This window comes from Mesorhizobium sp. M0862 (genome assembly GCF_040319795.1).
Classification (GTDB): domain Bacteria; phylum Pseudomonadota; class Alphaproteobacteria; order Rhizobiales; family Rhizobiaceae; genus Mesorhizobium.
In genome coordinates, this window is record NZ_JAMYOJ010000002.1 from 179,817 (window position 1) to 196,923 (window position 17,107).

17 protein-coding genes and 1 tRNA gene are annotated in these 17,107 nt (G+C 62.2%); 10 read left to right on the plus strand and 8 right to left on the minus strand.

The genetic code is table 11. The annotated features are described in order from the left end of the window. Positions 1 to 54 precede the first annotated feature (54 nt). The 6 genes from NKI15_RS03500 to NKI15_RS03525 all read left to right on the plus strand — a co-directional run bounded on the left by NKI15_RS03500 (position 55) and on the right by NKI15_RS03525 (position 5,729). The gene (locus NKI15_RS03500) at positions 55 to 981 is read left to right on the plus strand and encodes a DMT family transporter (protein ID WP_023705987.1); all 927 of its coding nucleotides are present in this window, start codon (positions 55 to 57) and stop codon (positions 979 to 981) included. 226 nt (positions 982 to 1,207) lie between these two features. Further along, positions 1,208 to 2,092 carry a cytochrome c oxidase subunit II gene (locus tag NKI15_RS03505; protein ID WP_023667661.1) on the plus strand — a complete coding sequence of 295 codons (885 nt, stop codon included), beginning with the start codon at positions 1,208 to 1,210 and terminating at the stop codon, positions 2,090 to 2,092. A 22-nt stretch (positions 2,093 to 2,114) separates the two neighbouring features. Continuing rightward, positions 2,115 to 3,884, plus strand: a complete 1,770-nt coding sequence (gene ctaD, locus NKI15_RS03510; protein WP_023705988.1) for a cytochrome c oxidase subunit I — start codon at positions 2,115 to 2,117, stop codon at positions 3,882 to 3,884. Beyond that, positions 3,881 to 4,585 (plus strand): cytochrome c oxidase subunit 3, encoded by a 705-nt coding sequence (locus NKI15_RS03515; protein ID WP_023681632.1) that lies wholly within the window; start codon positions 3,881 to 3,883, stop codon positions 4,583 to 4,585. Before ctaD ends, NKI15_RS03515 begins: the two co-directional genes overlap by 4 nt. 13 nt (positions 4,586 to 4,598) lie before the next feature. Then, a complete protein-coding gene (locus tag NKI15_RS03520; RefSeq protein WP_023667664.1) occupies positions 4,599 to 5,321 on the plus strand; it encodes a heme-copper oxidase subunit III family protein in 723 nt (240 codons plus the stop codon). 9 nt (positions 5,322 to 5,330) lie between these two features. Continuing rightward, positions 5,331 to 5,729 carry a cytochrome C oxidase subunit IV family protein gene (locus NKI15_RS03525; RefSeq protein ID WP_023667665.1) on the plus strand — a complete coding sequence of 133 codons (399 nt, stop codon included), beginning with the start codon at positions 5,331 to 5,333 and terminating at the stop codon, positions 5,727 to 5,729. Between the two features lie 63 nt (positions 5,730 to 5,792). Here NKI15_RS03525 and NKI15_RS03530 read toward each other — a convergent pair whose 3' ends face one another. From NKI15_RS03530 to tig, 4 genes are all read right to left on the minus strand, one after another. Continuing rightward, the gene (locus NKI15_RS03530; RefSeq protein WP_023705989.1) at positions 5,793 to 6,614 is read right to left on the minus strand and encodes a DUF2189 domain-containing protein; all 822 of its coding nucleotides are present in this window, start codon (positions 6,612 to 6,614) and stop codon (positions 5,793 to 5,795) included. A 130-nt stretch (positions 6,615 to 6,744) separates the two neighbouring features. Continuing rightward, positions 6,745 to 7,701, minus strand: a complete 957-nt coding sequence (gene cyoE, locus NKI15_RS03535; RefSeq protein WP_502898671.1) for a heme o synthase — start codon at positions 7,699 to 7,701, stop codon at positions 6,745 to 6,747. A 153-nt stretch (positions 7,702 to 7,854) separates the two neighbouring features. Further along, positions 7,855 to 8,235, minus strand: a complete 381-nt coding sequence (locus NKI15_RS03540) for a c-type cytochrome (protein WP_023667668.1) — start codon at positions 8,233 to 8,235, stop codon at positions 7,855 to 7,857. A 258-nt stretch (positions 8,236 to 8,493) separates the two neighbouring features. Then, on the minus strand, positions 8,494 to 9,969 hold the full coding sequence (gene tig, locus NKI15_RS03545; protein ID WP_023681635.1) for a trigger factor: 1,476 nt from the start codon (positions 9,967 to 9,969) through the stop codon (positions 8,494 to 8,496). Between the two features lie 352 nt (positions 9,970 to 10,321). Between tig and NKI15_RS03550 the strand changes: the two genes are divergently transcribed. After that, positions 10,322 to 10,406 (plus strand) — tRNA-Leu (locus NKI15_RS03550). Between the two features lie 101 nt (positions 10,407 to 10,507). Here the strand turns inward: NKI15_RS03550 and NKI15_RS03555 are convergent. From NKI15_RS03555 to NKI15_RS03565, 3 genes are all read right to left on the minus strand, one after another. Then, a complete protein-coding gene (locus NKI15_RS03555) occupies positions 10,508 to 11,956 on the minus strand; it encodes an aromatic amino acid lyase (protein WP_023750193.1) in 1,449 nt (482 codons plus the stop codon). Positions 11,957 to 12,031: 75 nt separating this feature from the next. Beyond that, entirely contained in the window at positions 12,032 to 12,613 is a 582-nt protein-coding gene (locus NKI15_RS03560; protein ID WP_023705992.1) for a GDYXXLXY domain-containing protein, read from the minus strand. Then, positions 12,610 to 13,722 carry a DUF2157 domain-containing protein gene (locus NKI15_RS03565; protein WP_023705993.1) on the minus strand — a complete coding sequence of 371 codons (1,113 nt, stop codon included), beginning with the start codon at positions 13,720 to 13,722 and terminating at the stop codon, positions 12,610 to 12,612. Before NKI15_RS03565 ends, NKI15_RS03560 begins: the two co-directional genes overlap by 4 nt. 235 nt (positions 13,723 to 13,957) lie before the next feature. On the opposite strand from NKI15_RS03565, the gene NKI15_RS03570 reads away from it, so the two are divergent. The 3 genes from NKI15_RS03570 to trmFO all read left to right on the plus strand — a co-directional run bounded on the left by NKI15_RS03570 (position 13,958) and on the right by trmFO (position 16,222). After that, positions 13,958 to 14,098 carry a DUF1127 domain-containing protein gene (locus tag NKI15_RS03570; RefSeq protein ID WP_006335194.1) on the plus strand — a complete coding sequence of 47 codons (141 nt, stop codon included), beginning with the start codon at positions 13,958 to 13,960 and terminating at the stop codon, positions 14,096 to 14,098. Between the two features lie 51 nt (positions 14,099 to 14,149). Beyond that, on the plus strand, positions 14,150 to 14,293 hold the full coding sequence (locus NKI15_RS03575; protein WP_352885784.1) for a DUF1127 domain-containing protein: 144 nt from the start codon (positions 14,150 to 14,152) through the stop codon (positions 14,291 to 14,293). A 516-nt stretch (positions 14,294 to 14,809) separates the two neighbouring features. Further along, positions 14,810 to 16,222 carry a methylenetetrahydrofolate--tRNA-(uracil(54)-C(5))-methyltransferase (FADH(2)-oxidizing) TrmFO gene (trmFO, locus tag NKI15_RS03580; RefSeq protein WP_023705995.1) on the plus strand — a complete coding sequence of 471 codons (1,413 nt, stop codon included), beginning with the start codon at positions 14,810 to 14,812 and terminating at the stop codon, positions 16,220 to 16,222. 38 nt (positions 16,223 to 16,260) lie between these two features. Here trmFO and NKI15_RS03585 read toward each other — a convergent pair whose 3' ends face one another. After that, positions 16,261 to 17,082 (minus strand): phytoene/squalene synthase family protein, encoded by an 822-nt coding sequence (locus NKI15_RS03585; protein ID WP_023705996.1) that lies wholly within the window; start codon positions 17,080 to 17,082, stop codon positions 16,261 to 16,263. Positions 17,083 to 17,107 lie beyond the last annotated feature (25 nt).

The following is a 17,107-nucleotide window of genomic DNA, read 5'->3' on the forward strand; positions in this document are numbered from 1 at the left end:
CACTTTTTGGGATCATGCCCTAGCCGCCGCACCCCGCATTCAAGGAATACGATCGTGGAAATCCTCTTCATCCCTCTGGCGCTTGTCGCCGGTGGCCTGCTCGCAGTGCAGGCTGGCGCCAACGCCCAACTTTCAAAGGCGGTCGGCTCACCCTTTGCCGCGACCACGCTTCAGCTCGCGGTCGGCGCCATCGTGCTGTTGTCGATCACGGCCCTCACCGGAACGACACCGGCTCTGCTTGCCGTTCGGCAAGCCGAATGGTGGCATGCGATCGGCGGCATGGCTTCGGCCTTCTACGTCGTTTCGACCATTCTTCTGTTCCCTCGCCTTGGCGCCGTCGTGTCCGTCGGGCTCTTCATCGCTGGGCAGATGCTTGCATCCTTCGCCCTCGACACGTTCGGCTGGCTCGGGATCCCCGAAGCCGGACTGCGAGCCGGGCCTGCCTTCGGCATGCTCGTCTTGCTTGCCGGGGCTGCCCTCATCGTTCTGGGACAGAAGGGCGCGGCCGACAATACCGCATCCTCAAGACCAGGGTGGATCGGACTGGCGCTGCTGGCAGGCGCCGTGCTTCCAGTGCAAGGCGCTGTAAACGCCTTGCTTCGGCACGACCTTGGCGGCGCGCCGTTTGCGGTCGGCACCATCTCGTTCCTGGTGGCGATGCTGGCCATGGCCGCGGTGCTTCTGATCGCGCTTGCCCTGACGAAGACGCCCCGCCCTCGCCTCGCCGGCCTGTCGTCGATGCCCTGGTGGGGCTGGCTCGGAGGTTTTGCCGGCGCCACCTATGTCACGACCGTGTTCACCGCCATCCCCGTCATCGGAGCGGCAGCTGCCGTCAGCCTGACGGTGGCCGGCCAGCAGGTCGCCGGCATCTTCGTCGACACCTTCGGCTGGTTCCGCCTGCCGCAGCGGCTTGTCTCCGGCATGCGGCTCGCCGGCGTCGTGCTGCTTTTGGCCGGCTGCATCATCATCAAGGCGCTTTGATCCCGCTGGAACAAGGCAAGCCGAATCAAACCAGCCCCTGCCCTCCCTGATTTGGGGTCAGGTGTCGCTCCGGCGTCACCAACGAAGCAAGGTCCGGGCGCCGCAGAAGCAATTTTTCGCTCCTTCCACAACCGGCTCTAGAATTTCGATCGCAAATCACGCATGATGCACTTGGTATTTTCCCGGGACGGCTTCGCGCCCCCTGAAATACCGGGAGGAACGGGACATGCCCATAGTGGTTGTACTCGTTTTGATCGTCGTGGGCTCGGTGTTGTTCCACTTCCTGAGCCCATGGTGGTGGACTCCGATTGCCTCGAATTGGGACTATATCGACAACACCATCATCATCACCTTTTGGATTACCGGCGTCGTCTTCGCCGCAGTCGTCCTATTCATGGCCTATTGCGTTTTCCGCTTCCGTCACCGCGAAGGCAACCAGGCGGCCTACGAACCGGAGAACAAGCGGCTCGAATGGTGGCTGACGATCGTCACCGGAGTGGGTGTTACCGCCATGCTGGTTCCCGGCCTGTTTGTCTGGAGCCGGTTCGTCAACGTTCCAAGCGACGCAACCGTGGTCGAAGTCGTCGGCCAGCAATGGCAGTGGAGCTTCCGCTTGCCCGGCAAGGACGGCAAACTCGGCACATCCGACACCCGCGACGTCACCGCTGAAAATCCGCTGGGCGTGATCGCCAAGGATCCCAGCGGCCAGGACGACGTCGTGGTCGAAGCGGCCGACCTGCATCTGCCGGTCGGCAAGCCGGTCAAGATGCTGCTGCGCTCGATCGATGTGTTGCACGATTTCTACGTTCCGGAATTCCGCGCCAAGATGGACATGATACCGGGCTCGGTCACCTATTTCTGGTTCACCCCCACCAAGACCGGGACCTTCCAGGTTCTGTGCGCCGAACTGTGCGGCCAGGGGCACCCGATGATGCATGGCATCGTCATGGTCGATACCGAGCAGGACTATGTGGCCTGGCTCGACCAGCAGCAGACGTTCGCGCAGTTGTCGGCGCCGCAGCAGACGGGCTCGGTGGAACAGGCGCCGGGCAACGCGACGGCGTCAGCTCTAGAAGTTGCGGCAAAACTCGAAACTGTCGGGTCCCGCTGAAGGGCACGGAGGTGCTCCGCCTATGGTCGATATCACGCCTGCAGATGCCGTCCCGCCCGCCGAAGTCGCGGAAATGGAGCTTTACCATCCGCACAGCTGGTGGACGAAGTATGTCTTCTCGCAGGACGCCAAGGTCATCGCCATCCAGTATTCGGCGACCGCAACGGCCATCGGCCTGGTCGCGCTGGTGCTGTCCTGGCTGATGCGGCTGCAGCTCGGCTTCCCCGGCACGTTCGATTTCATCACCCCCGAGGCCTACTACCAGTTCATCACCATGCACGGCATGATCATGGTGATCTACCTGCTCACGGCACTCTTCCTCGGCGGCTTCGGCAACTACCTGATCCCGCTGATGGTCGGCGCCCGCGACATGGTCTTTCCCTATGTCAACATGCTGAGCTACTGGATCTACCTCCTTGCCGTGCTGGTTCTGGTGTCGAGCTTCTTTGCGCCCGGCGGACCGACCGGCGCCGGCTGGACGCTCTATCCGCCGCAAGCCATCATGACCGGCACACCTGGCGGCCAGGAATGGGGCATCATCCTGATGCTCGTCTCGCTGATCCTGTTCATCATCGGCTTCACCATGGGCGGACTGAACTATGTCGTGACGGTGCTGCAGGCCCGCACGCGCGGCATGACGATGATGCGCCTGCCGCTGACCGTCTGGGGCATCTTCACCGCCACCATCATGGCGCTGCTCGCCTTTCCGGCGCTGTTCGTCGCCTGCGTGATGATGCTGCTTGACCGCGCGCTTGGAACCTCCTTCTTCATGCCCGCGGTTGTCGAGATGGGGGAACAGCTACAGCACAATGGCGGCAGCCCGATCCTGTTCCAGCATCTGTTCTGGTTCTTCGGCCACCCGGAAGTCTACATCGTGGCGCTGCCGGCCTTCGGCATCGTCTCCGATCTGATCAGCACGCATGCGCGCAAGAACATTTTTGGCTACCGGATGATGGTCTGGGCCATCGTTGGCATCGGCGCGCTGAGCTTCGTGGTCTGGGCGCACCACATGTATGTCAGCGGCATGCACCCCTATTTCGGCTTCTTCTTCGCCACCACGACACTGATCATCGCCATCCCGACGGCGATCAAGGTCTACAATTGGGTGCTGACGCTGTGGCGGGGCGACATCCATCTCACCATACCGATGCTGTTTGCCATGGCTTTCATCGTCACCTTCGTCAATGGCGGGTTGACCGGGCTGTTTCTCGGCAACGTCGTCGTCGACGTCCCGCTGTCGGACACGATGTTCGTCGTCGCTCACTTCCATATGGTCATGGGTGTTGCTCCGATCGTCGTCATCTTCGGCGCGATCTACCACTGGTACCCGAAGGTCACCGGCCGGATGCTGAACGAGACGCTCGGCCGGTTCCATTTCTGGGTCACATTCCTCGGCGCCTACCTGATCTTCTTTCCCATGCATTACATCGGCCTGATGGGCGTGCCGCGGCGCTATGCCGAACTGACCGACGTGACGGTCATGACGGAGTCGGCGCATCACCTGAACTCGTTCATCAGCATCATGGCGTTTATCGTCGGCTTCGCCCAGATCGTTTTCCTGTTCAATCTTATCTGGAGCATCCGCCATGGGCGCGAGGCCGGTGGCAATCCATGGCGGGCCACGACACTCGAATGGCAAACGCCGCAGACGCCACCGGCGCATGGCAATTTCGGCAAGGATCTGCCGATCGTCTATCGCTGGGCCTATGACTACAGCGTGCCGGGCGCCAAGGAGGACTTCATTCCGCAAAACATGCCGGGCACGTTCGGCCCCTCCAGGGAGCCGGCATGAGCGTCATCCTGGTCTTCCTTCTCGTGATCGCCGGCTTTGCCGGCTGGTGGCTCTCGCATCAGCGGCTGATGGCGAAACCATGGCTCGAGCAAGGTGTGGCAGGAGATTTTGTCGCCTTCGACCGATCGAGCCTGCCGACGGCCAAGATTGGCCTCGGTGTCTTCCTCGCCGTGGTCGGCTGCCTGTTTGCGCTGTTCACCAGCGCCTACTTCATGCGTATGGCGCTGTCGGACTGGCAGCCGCTACCCATCCCACGCCTGCTCTGGCTCAACACCGGCATGCTGGTGCTGAGCAGCATCGCGCTGCAATGCGCCTCGATCGCGGCGCGCAAGCGCCAGATGGACACGGTCAGGCTCGGCCTTGCTGCGGCTGGGCTCACCGCGATCGCCTTCCTCATCGGGCAGCTCATGGCATGGCGGGACCTGACCGCCGATGGCTATTTTCTGGCCTCCAATCCGGCCAACAGTTTTTTCTACCTGATAACCGGGATGCACGGCCTGCATATCGTGGGAGGGCTGGTGGGCCTGGGCAGGACAACCGCCGGCGCCTGGAACGGGGCACGGCCGGAACGGCTTCGCCTCAGCGTCGAATTATGCGCCATGTACTGGCATTTCCTGCTTTTCGTCTGGCTCGCCATCTTCGCTCTTTTAGCCGGCTGGGCCGCGACGTTCATCGATATTTGCCGGCAGTTGCTGACCTAGGAGGTCGAGGAGCATGGCAGAAACGACACTGACGCATACCGGCCAAACGGAGACGCGGCCCGCAGGCTGGCAAGGCATCGCCGCCGACTGGTCCTCGGATCAGCGCGCGTTCAAGAACGTGTCCTGGGGCAAGGCCATGATGTGGATCTTCCTGCTCAGCGACACCTTCATCTTCGGCTGCTTCCTGCTCTCCTACATGACCGCGCGCGTCTCCACACGTGTGCCGTGGCCCAATCCGAGCGAGGTCTTTGCGCTTCGCATCGGCGGTTCGGACATTCCACTGATCCTGATTGCCATCATGACCTTCGTGCTGATATCGAGCAGCGGAACGATGGCCATGGCGGTCAATTTTGGCTATCGCCGCGACCGCCGCAAAACCGCAATCCTCATGCTTCTGACGGCAGCGCTAGGAGCCACCTTCGTCGGCATGCAAGCCTTCGAATGGACCAAGTTGATCACCGAAGGGGTACGGCCGTGGGGCAATCCCTGGGGCGCGGCACAATTCGGCTCGACTTTCTTCATGATCACCGGCTTCCACGGCACGCATGTGACGATCGGGGTGATCTTCCTCATCATCGTGGCGCGAAAGGTCTGGCGTGGAGACTACGACGTCGGTCGTCCCGGCTTCTTCACCAGCCGCAGGGGTCGCTACGAGAACGTCGAAATCATGGGGCTCTACTGGCATTTCGTTGACCTGGTCTGGGTGTTCATTTTCGCATTCTTCTATCTTTGGTGAGAGGCTGACATGGCTGAAGCAACCGCAAACGGCCTCGGGCAACACGCGCTGCACTCTGATCATGCGCATGAAGGGCCATCGACCGGCGTCGCGGAGGTTCATCAGGAACATCCGATCAAGCTCTATCTGGTGGTCTGGGCATGGCTGTTCATCCTCAGCGCCTGCTCCTACATGGTCGATTATCTCGGCATCCACGGCTATCTCAGATGGTCTCTGATCCTGATCTTCATGATCCTCAAGGCCGGGCTGATCGTCGCCGTGTTCATGCACATGGCCTGGGAGCGGCTGGCGCTGACCTATGCGATCATCCTGCCGCCACTTCTGATATTGGTGTTCGTGGCGATGATGCTCTTCGAAGCGGACTACACGCTTCTCACCCGGTTGTCCTTCTTCGGACCGGGGCCCTGACGCACAGTCTTCATCTCCGGTCAAAGACCGGAGATGAAGCTTCCCATCAGCTGATCTGCAGGGTCAGAGGCCTACCCGCGTCGGGGACGATGGCGGCTCCACAACCTTGCGGTAGACATGCCAGGTGGCGTGACCCAGGATCGGCAGCACGACCGCCAGCCCGGCAAACACCGGCAGCGAGCCTATGATCAGGGCGACGGCGACAATCAGTCCCCAGACAGCCATGGGGATCGGGTTCGCCAGCACCGCTCGCACCGACGTGTGGATGGCTTCGTAGGCGCCGACGTCGCGGTCGAGCAGCAATGGGAAGGCGACGACCGTCGTGCACAACACCACCACGGCGAAGACGAAGCCGATGGCGTGCCCCAGGACAATCAGAGACCACCCGCGTCCGGTGGCAAATATTTCATTGATGAAGCCCGAAATCGATACAGGCGGAGCCGGGCCGAAGAGATATTCGTAGAACACCTGCGCCGCCAAAAGCCAGGCGATGAAGATTGCAACCAGCATGATCCCGACTGCGGCGATGGCTGGCAGGGCCGGAGAATTCCTGACCTCGAAAGCGTGCGTCCAGGAGGTGTCGAGCCCGGCTTCTCGTCTGCGGCTGATCTCATAGAGGCCGATCGCCGCGAATGGACCGATCAGCGCAAAGCCGGACACCAGCGGAAACAACATCGGCAACGCATTGGCGCCCGAAGTCCAGGCAGCGAGCACCACGCCGACAAGCGGATAGATCAGGCAGAGAAAGACGATGTGCGACGGTTTGACCATAAAATCGTCAACACCGCGCTTGAGCGCATCGAAAAGATCGGAAACACTGATTTTTCGGATTTTGGTGTGTTCCAGCGTTTCGCTGGCGCCTGCAATCACGTGAAAACTTGTCATGCCCGTTCCTCCAGACCAGGTCCGGCAAGGTCGCGGTTTCACGGTGCTGCCGTTCTGCATGACTGGCCACGCGAACCGCGACCTGCACCGCAATCAATATACTCCATTGACTGGAGCTTGTCGCCCGTTCTTACAAAAGGCTCCCGGAAGGCGAGGTTTCCGAACACAGCGTCATGCCGTCACCCTCCGGCTGACATGAACGCGCGCATCGCGATGGTGTCGGCAAGCAAAAAATCGAATAGGCAAACAGCGCCTTGGCCGGCTTCATCTCCTTGTCGGGTATGACCAGAGCCTTCCAGGCATGCCAGATGAAACCCGCGCCCAATGCAGCCGAAACGATCCCATAGACCCCGCTCGTAAATCCGAACGCCCAGGGCAGCATGCCGATCGGTGCCAGGAGCAGTGAATAGGCGAAGATCTGCCTTCTGGTCGAGGCCTGGCCGGCCACGTTCGGCATCATCGGGATGCCGGCAGCGGCATAGTCGCCGGCCTTGAACAGTGCGAGCGCCCAGAAATGCGGCGGCGTCCACAGGAAAATGATCAGGAACAGGATCAGGCTTTCAATGCCGATGGCGCCGGTGGCCGCCGCCCAGCCGATCATCGGAGGAAGGGCACCCGCTGCGCCGCCGATGACGATGTTCTGCGGCGTCGAGCGCTTCAGCCACATCGTATAGATGACGACGTAGAAAAAGATTGTGAAGGCCAGCAGTGACGCGGCAAGCCAGCCCACCAGCACGCCGAGCGTCATGACCGAAAGTGCGGAAAGCACCAGGCCGAAGCCGAGCGCTTCGCCGGCCGTGACGCGGCCCGACGGAACCGGCCGCTTTGACGTGCGCGACATCAGCGCGTCGATGTCGGCGTCGTACCACATGTTGAGCGCGCCGGCCGCTCCCGCTCCAACCGCAATCGCACCTATGGCGATCACGGCGATGACCGGGTTCATCGCGCCGGGCGCCACCATCAGACCGACGAAGGCGGTAAAGACGGCAAGGGCCATGACCCGAGGCTTCAAGAGCGCAAAGAAATCACTGACCGTCGCTTCCGAGAGGCGGACGCCGGTATCCTTGAGGCTTTCCTTGACCGACATTTGAGACGACCATCGATGGAAACCGGGCAGCCTAGAGCAATTCCAGGAAAAGTGTATGGGGTTTTCCGTCCGGAATTGCGTAAGAACAAAGAGATCGAGTGGATCGCCGTTTCCGTGAAACGGTGAAACGCTCTGGCCGGCCGAAGAGCCAGGTTACGGGGAAAATTGCTTCAGATAGGCGATGACGTTGGCGACGTCCTCGTCCTTCTTGAGGCCGGGAAACGCCATCTTCGTCCCTTTGACCATTGCCTTGGGGTCGTGAAGATACGTCGTCAGTGTCGGCTCATCCCATTTGACGCCGGATGTGCCGGCCGCGATCATGGCTTCGGAATATTTAAAATCCGGATGCGTGCCGGCCGTCCGGCCGATAACGCCATGCAACGAAGGGCCTATCTTGTTGGTGTCTTGGTCTGCGACGTGGCAGACCTTGCATTTGGTAAAGACCTTCTCGCCCGCCGCGGCGTCCTGTGCCCGCGATGGATTGGCGATGAAAGTTGCAACGGAAACGACGGCGAAAAACGCAACCAAGCGCATGGCATTCCTCCCTGATCGTCAAATTTGCCTCAGACGGTCTGCACATGCTGGTAGCACCAGCATGCGCCCTGCACGGCAGAATAGATTCTCCGCTCCTCCCCAGATGGAATTGCGCCACCTGTGTACCACAGAATGTGGCCGGTAGGTAGAACAGGTCGACCGTACAAAGGTTCAGGTGGGCTGCGGTGGCTCAAGAGACCGCCACAACGAAAAAGGCCGCCTCGAGGGCGGCCTTTGTCTGATCTTGTCGTCAGGCGCTTATTCGGCGTCCTTGGCGGCCTTCTTCTTCGGGGCTGCCTTCTTCTTCGGCTCTTCCGCGTCGTCGGCCTTTTCAGCCTTGTCGGCCTTCTTGGCAGCGGCCTTCTTCGCCGGCTTGGCCTTGGCGGTATCGCCCTCTTCGTCGTCAGCCATCAGCTCTTCCTTGCTGACCTTGACGTCGGTGACCGAGATCTGGCTGAGCAGATGGTCGACGACCTTCTCCTCGAACATCGGCGCGCGCAGCGTGTTCAGGGCTTCCGGATTGCTGCGATAGAACTCGAAGGCTTCCTGCTGCTGGTTGGCCGGGTAGCGGCGCACCTGCTCGAACAGGCCGCGCTGCAGTTCCTCGTCGGAAACGGTGACGCCGGCCTTCTCGCCGATCTCGGCCAAAACCAGGCCGAGACGCACGCGGCGCTCGGCAAGCCGCAGATATTCGGCGCGTGCCTCTTCTTCCGTCGTCTCCTCGTCGGCGAAGGTACGGCCGGCGGCTTCGAGATCGCGGTTGACCTGGGTCCAGATGTTGTTGAACTCGGCATCGACGAGCTTCGACGGCGCCTCGAACGAATAGGCCGCGTCAAGCTGGTCGAGCAGCTGGCGCTTGACCTTCTGGCGGGTCATCGAACCGAACTGGTTCTCGATCTGGCCGCGCACCACGTCGCGCAGGCGCTCCAGCGATTCCAGGCCGAGGTTCTTGGCCATCTCGTCGTTGATTTCCAGCGCGCCGGGCTTGGACACTTCCTTGACGGTGACGTCGAAGGTGGCTTCCTTGCCGGCCAGATGCGCGGCCTGGTAGTTTTCCGGGAAAGTGACCGTGACCTGCTTCTCGTCGCCGGCCTTGGCGCCGATCAGTTGGTCCTCGAAGCCCGGAATGAATTCCTTGGACCCCAGAACCAGCGGCTGGTCGGTGCCGGCGCCGCCGGAAAAGGCCTCGCCGTCGATCTTGCCGACATAGTCGATCGAAACGCGGTCGCCTTCGGCCGCCTTGCCGGTCTTCGGCTCGAAGCTGCGCGCCGATTCGGCAACGCGCTGGACCTGCTCGTCGATTTCGCTGTCCGGCACTTCGAATACCTGGCGCGTCACCTTGATGTCGGAGAAATCCTTGATCTCGATCGCCGGGATGACCTCGTAGTTGAGGCGGAATTCGAAGTCGGCGCCGCCGGCCAGGATCTTCTCGGCCTCTTTCTCGTCTTCCGTCATGATCACTTCAGGCTGCATGGCGGCCTTTTCGCCGCGCCCCGTGATGATCGAACGGGTCGAATCGTTGAGGATTTCGTTGACCACTTCGGCCATGAACGACTTGCCGTAGACCTTGCGCAAATGCTGCACAGGCACCTTGCCGGGACGGAAGCCGTTGATGCGGACCTTGTTCCTGGCGTCGGACAGCCGCGCCATCAGCTTGGCTTCCATATCACCGGCCGGCACGGTGATCTTGATCTCGCGCTTGAGACCGGAGTTGAGCGTTTCGGTGACCTGCATCGTAAAACCTTTATCTTCACCAAAGAGGCTGCCACGGCGTCTTGCCGTTCACAGCCTGCCGGTACAATCTTGCCGGGAATGGCTTTTGGTACGGAACCTGGTGATTTGACCGAAATTACGGCTCAAATTGTTCCAAACTGCGTTCCAAGGTGTGAATAAGTTCTTGTTTTTCCTACTTCTTATCACATTCTGCAGAAGCGGATCGGCGCGTCCCGTCACATTTGACACGCCTTTTGTCACAGGCGAGGCCAATTTTCAACCATCTTCGCGTTGCAGCGAATGACCGCCCCAACGGCAGACATTTTCGCCCCGACATTGACAGAATGATGGCTACATGGGATTGCCGACAAATGCGGATGTGGCGGAACTGGTAGACGCCCTGGATTTAGGTTCCAGTGCCGAAAGGCGTGGGGGTTCGAGTCCCTTCATCCGCACCACCCTTCGCTCTATCGAGCTTCGGGTGGCAGGCCACCCAGGAGCTTGATAAAGCGAAGGGTGTCCTCCGAAGCCGTGGCGTAGGAGGACTGGTGGCGACGGCCTACACTTCAAACACTTGACCGGTAAACCACTCCGCCAATTTCGCCAGCTCCGGCCCCAGCACCCGGTCGGCGTCGACCGGCGGCACGATCTTCCTGATATCCGCGACAAAATCCTGCAATGCCGGCGGCGCGGCGCGTTCAGTCACGTACAGGGCCTGCGAGGCGATCATCGCCAGCATCGCCATTGCCGCATCGAGGCAGCGGCCGGCCGTCGCTTCCTTGGTCCAGGCGAAGAATGCGGTGGTGGCGACGTCGTCCTGGCCGGCGCCGGCCGATTCGGTGCCCGGAATGAAGGTGCGCTGCGCCGCGAGTTTGGCCTGTTCGAGATAGCCGGTGATCGCCATCGGCACATAGCCGACATTGCCGTGCCCGTCGTTGTCGGCCCAATGCCGCCCGGTCATCAACAGGTCGGGCAGCAGCGACACCTTGCCGTTCAGCAGCTTTGAGGCGTGGCGGTCGCAGAGCAGGCAGAGATCGGCCCAGATCGCCGCCAGATCGTCGAGCGCCGGCGTCGCCATGGCATTGTGATAGCCGCCGGTCGAGATGCAGCGCCCCAGCGGGTGCGCCGCGTCGGGCGGGATATAGACTGGATTGTCCGAGATCGAGGCCAGCGATACGGTCGCCGCCTGCTCGGCGCCGGCCAGCGCCCGATGCGCATGGCCGAGCACACGCGGCACGATGCGGTAGCTGACCGGCGCCTGATAATTGCGCCGTCCATCCCCTGCGCCGACCAGAAACTGCCGCAACCCTTGCAAGGCGGCCGCTTCGTGTTCGTCGCCCCAGAGCCCGTCGAGCGCTGCATCATAATGCTCGAGCGGCGCACGAAACGCTTCGATCGACAGCGCGAACACCTTGTGCGCCATGGCGAGGCGACGACGCGCGGCAAGTGCTGCGTCCGCCACCAGTGCCGCCGCGCAGGGCGAGCCGTTGATCAGCGAACCGCGCTCCTTCACCTCAAGCTCAAGGCTGGCGGTAAGCGCAGCAAACAGCAGATAGAGCGCCAGGATCTCGCCGGCGCCACCCTGCCCTTGCGACGGCACCACCGGCATCGGGCCGCCGTCGAGCATCGCCGCGACCGCCCGTGCGATGCGCGGCGTGGTCGCGGCATTGCCTTCGATAAAGTTGGTCAGCCGCGCCAACACGATCGCCCTTACGACGCGCTCAGGCAATGGCTCACCGAACGATGTGGCGGCAGCAAAAGCCTTGATGCGCGCATGGCGGTCGCGCTCGTCAAGTTCGAGCTTGCGGCTTGCCAGCTCGCCCATCGCGGTGGTGACGCCGTAGATGACCGGCGGCGGATCGGACTCAATGAGTTTCAGGAACGAGACGCGGCATTCGGCAATGCGTTGCAAGGCCTTGTCGCCGATTTCGACCGTGTCGTTTCTCCAGGCGACGCGCAAAACGGCATCGAGATTGATATCTTCGCGCGTCGTCACCGTAATCGGCATTGTCTTCGCCCGTCTGGTTTGCATGAGGGCGAAGCGATCGATCGTTGCCGAAATCCATGCCCTGGGTAATGTCTTCTAGTAGAGCGGTTCCTCAAACAATGTCTTGTCGCCGTCCATCAGCGCCTTGATCTGTGCCTGGCCACTGGCGGCGAGCGCGATGCGCACGCCGAATGGCCGCACCCGCATGTCGTTCTGGATCGCCATGCCCTGGCCCTCAGGTAGGTAGAAGCGGTCGATGCCGTATTGCGGTGCGATCGTGGATTCAGGATCAAGCGTCCAGCCCGGCGCGACCTGGCCGACAATATCGGCTTCGTCGGCGGTCGCCGGCGTCGGAGCCTTGCCGAACCAGGCCGTGGTCGCATGCCAATAGCCGTCGGCACCCGGCTTCAGCCGGACCACGATCGGCGTGTTCTCGCTCACGAGCTGGCCGGCCGGGATGTTGGCGATCAGCTTCACCGGCAAGCGCGATATTTCATAGCCGAGGATAATATAGTCGCCGCGCAGCAGATCGCGCGGATCGACCGGCTCGACTTTCAGCAAGACCTCCTTGCCGTTGCGCAGGATCGCCGCGCGGCCGCCGATGATCCAGCTCAGGAAGCCGATCTGGACGAGCGCCAGGACCAGCGCCGAGATGACAAGTTTCTTTCCCGACATCATGCTGCCGCTCCTTCCGGGGCCTTCATGCGTTTTTCCACACGGATGATGACGAGAGCCAGGATGCCGAACAGCACTGCGGCAGCCAGGAAGAAGCCGGCCGTGCCGAGCATCGTCTGCAAGGTCACGACATAGATAATGGCGAGCTCGAAGGCAAAGCCGGCATAGGCAACCCAGCGCAGCCCCCTGCTCTCGCGCCCGCCCAGCATGATCGCCGCGGCAATGCCGGCCAGTGCGATGACCGACGCAATGGCAAAGCCGTTGCTGAAGGCGTTGTCATCGCCCAGTTCGATCTGCATCATCGCCAGCCCGGTGAGAAAGCCGATCAAGGCGTGCAAAGGCAACCGCCCGCCGAGTTGCAAGATCCGGTCGGCCGGCCCAGCGGCGAAGATCGAAACCGCAAACAGCAGCGCCGACACCGCGACCAGAGGAATAGCCAGGGCGAGCGTGTTCTGGTCCAGGCCGCGCACCGCGATATAGAAAATGACCGAGAGAATGATCAAGTGGCGTGCCGGCTGGCTACGCGTCCAGAATGAGACGACAAAAAGCACCGGCGCCATCACGACGAAGAAATCCGGAAATACGGGGCGGTCATAAAAGTCGAACGCGCGCACGAACAGCCAGGCAATGGATATGCCGACGGCAGCGACCGTCAGCGGGTTCGAGCGCAACGCCACCGCGGCAAGTGCCGTGCCGATGCCCCAGGTGACGATGGCCGAGGCCTCGTCGCCCGTGAGATGGTACATCTGGCCGATCAGCGCGATCGATCCGCCGAAAGCCGCGGCGGCCACGATCCACAGCGCCTCGCCGATCGCCGCATGGTCGCGCATCTTCAACACCGCGCCGCCGACATAGCCGGCGAGAATGACGGCAAACAGTGCCGCGACCCGCACCAGCCGCGGGATGGCGTCCCAGTTGGCGGCGACGAAGAGCAGGATCGCGGCGCCGAACAGCAGCGCCGCCATCATGGCCAATATAGTGCCGAAGCTCAGCGATTTGCGCTCGTTTGCGTCGATGTCGCGCTTAAGCGCATCGGCCGTCTTCGCGTCGATCAGGCCAGCCTGCAGCCACCGCCCGATATCGGCCCTCGCCCGCGACGAATAGCTCGCCATGCCGCTTCTCCCCCACCTTGGTCTTTCTGACAGCCGATCCGCTCAAATCGTTGACGCAACGTCATTTTCCGATTCGGGTTTCTTCATGACGAAGCCGCGAACGCGCGTTAATGTTGCATTGCACAATTTGCATTGCTGCCATGCGCCAACAGCACTTTTAAATCGATATAACCCAGCCTATTTTCTGTTCGTACACAAACGGAATGATCCGAAGAAAGACGAAACGAGCACTACCATGAACCTGATCCGCAACTACCGCAACTGGCGCCGCTACCGGGACACCGTCTCCGAGCTGAGCCGCCTGTCGAACCGTGAACTGACCGACCTCGGCATCAGCCGCAGCGACATCCACTACGTCGCCCGCAAGGCGGTCTAATCCTCTTCGGATCGCAAATGGTCCGAACCAGTTTTGAAAAAGAGAACGACAATGAACCTGATCCGCAACTATCGTAACTGGCGCGTTTACCGCGACACCGTTACCGAGCTGGGTCGCCTTTCGAACCGTCAGCTCCATGATCTCGGCATCGTCCGTAACGAGATCAAGATCATCGCCCGCAGGGCGACGATCTAACCAGAATTTCGCCAGGGTCGACCTCCTCCCCGACCCTGACGGATACGGTCAGCCTTCACCTCCTCCCGAGGGTTGACCACCAAAACGGCGCCCGCCGCACCTCCTCCCGCGGCGGGCGCTGTTTCCAAAGCGAACGCAGTTCGTCTTTCCGAAGCGAACGCTAGTTCGTCTTCAAAGTGAACGCAGGTCGTCTTCCAGGGATTTCGCCTCCCTCGATCCGGCGAAAAGAATTTCGTCAAAGCCGACCTCCTCCCCGGCAATGGCGAATACGGCCGATCCCCACCTCCTCCCGAGGATCGGCCCCAAAAACGACACCCGCCGCACCTCCTCCCGCGGCGGGTGTTGTTGTTTTTGGGCAGGCTTTTCAATTGCGCATGCAGTCGATCGAGGCGCTTTACGCCGCCATCAGACCGTCGCCGCGGACATAAGAAAGTCGAGCTCCGTCGCTGCACGACAATGACCCACGCTCGCACCGGCCAATTGCAAACGGCGCGCCAAGCGATTATTCCGGCGCTCATGAGCAAAAATCCTATCCACGTCGTCGGCGGCGGCCTCGCCGGCTCCGAAGCCGCATGGCAGGCAGCGCAAGCCGGCGTTCCCGTCGTCCTGCATGAGATGCGCCCGGTGCGCGGCACCGATGCGCACAAGACCGATGGGCTTGCCGAACTCGTCTGTTCCAATTCCTTCCGCTCCGACGATGCCGAGAACAATGCCGTCGGCCTGCTGCATGCCGAAATGCGGTTGGCCGGCTCGCTGATCATGAGTGCCGGCGACGCCAACCAGGTGCCGGCCGGCGGCGCGCTGGCCGTCGATCGCGACGGCTTCTCCGACGCGGTGACGAAAAGGCTCGAAGCGCACCCGCTGATCACCATCGAGCGGGAGGAAGTGCCGGGCTTGCCGCCGGCGGAATGGGACCAGGCGATCATCGCCACCGGCCCGTTGACCGCGCCGTCGCTCGCCCAGTCGATCGCCGAGGCAACCGGCGCCGACGCGCTGGCCTTCTTCGACGCCATCGCCCCGATCATCCATTTCGACACGATCGACATGGACATTTGCTGGTTCCAGTCGCGCTACGACAAGGTTGGGCCCGGCGGCACCGGCAAGGACTACATCAACTGCCCGATGGACAAGGACCAGTATCTCGCCTTCGTACAGGCGCTGGTCGACGGCCAGAAGACCGAATTCAAGCAGTGGGAAGGCACGCCCTATTTCGACGGCTGCCTGCCGATCGAGATCATGGCCGAGCGCGGCGTCGAGACGCTGCGCTACGGGCCGATGAAGCCGATGGGGCTGACCAATGCCCACAATCCGACGGTAAAAGCCTATGCCGTGGTGCAGCTGCGTCAGGACAATGCGCTGGGCACGCTCTACAACATGGTCGGTTTCCAGACCAAGCTGAAGCATGCCGAGCAGGTGCGCGTGTTCCGCACCATTCCGGGTCTGGAAAACGCCGAGTTCGCCCGTCTCGGCGGCCTGCACCGCAACACCTACATCAACTCGCCGACCTTGCTCGACGCCTCGCTGCAGCTGAAGTCGCGGCCGGGCCTGCGCTTTGCCGGCCAGATCACCGGCTGCGAGGGCTATGTCGAGAGCGCGGCGATCGGCCTGCTCGCCGGCCGCTTCGCCGCCGCCGAGCGGCTCGGCCACGCGCCATCGCTGCCACCGCTCACCACCGCCTTCGGCGCCTTGCTCAACCACATCACGGGCGGCCACATCGTTTCCGACGACGAGCCGGGCAAACGCTCGTTCCAGCCGATGAACGTCAATTTCGGCCTGTTCCCGCCGGTCGAAGCGCCGAAGACCGAAGGCAAACGCCTGCGCGGCAAGGACAAGACGGTGGCCAAGCGCCACGCGATCACCTCACGCGCGCGGGCAGATTGTCGGGAGTGGCTAGGGCTGCCGGCGCAAACAGCGGAAGCTGCTGAATAGCCAAGAGTCTTAGGGTCCTAACACGATTGACGTTTACGTCAACTGGCTGACCAACCCCGCGTTGCGCGCCTGAGCAACAGCCAATGCCGGCGCAGAGCCGAAAGCCGGGCTGCGCCGCCAAGCGGCGAGCGACGACCACTCGCCATCTTGCCGAGATAGGCGCTGGTCAGCGCCAGCGGCAGGAACGCCGGACGCAGCGTTTCCGGAAGTGCGGACGCCCCTTGCTCGAAAGCGCGGAGATGCTCCTGCGCTAATGCAATCATCGCAGCCACCGCGCGCTGAGCGCCGGGGCCGCCGTCGCCGCTGACGAACTCCTCCGGCGACGAGCCGGCCGCTGCAAGGATATCCGCCGGCACGAAGCATTGCCCGCGTCGGCGATGCAGCGGCAACAGCAGCAACAGGCCGGTCATCGCCTGGGCGCAGCCGGCCCTGCCCGCCAGTTCGGCAAAGCGCGGCGCCTCATTGGGATCGAGCACCATCGCCGCCAGCTGGATCAGCGCGGCCGCCGTCTCGCCGCAATAGCCCTCGAGATCGGTGCGCGACGGCATCGGATCGTCATAGAGGTCGAAGATGCGGGCCTCGAGCATGTTGTCGAAGGCAGTTTTGGGCAGGCTATGGGCAGAAATCGTCGCCTTCAGCGCATCGGCGAGCGGGTTGCCTGTGGCTGCGGCTTCAGCAGCGATGACATCGCGCCACCATTGCAGCCTCACTTCGCCCGGCAATGCCTCGTGGATGCGGTCGCGGACAGAGGCGATCTCGGCATTGAAGGCGTAAAGCGAAAACAGCGCCGCGCGCTTGTCGGCCGGTGCATAGAGTGCGCAGACATAGCGGTCATGGTCGCCGGCGCGCACCGCCTCCATGACGATGTCAGCTGTATCGGTCACG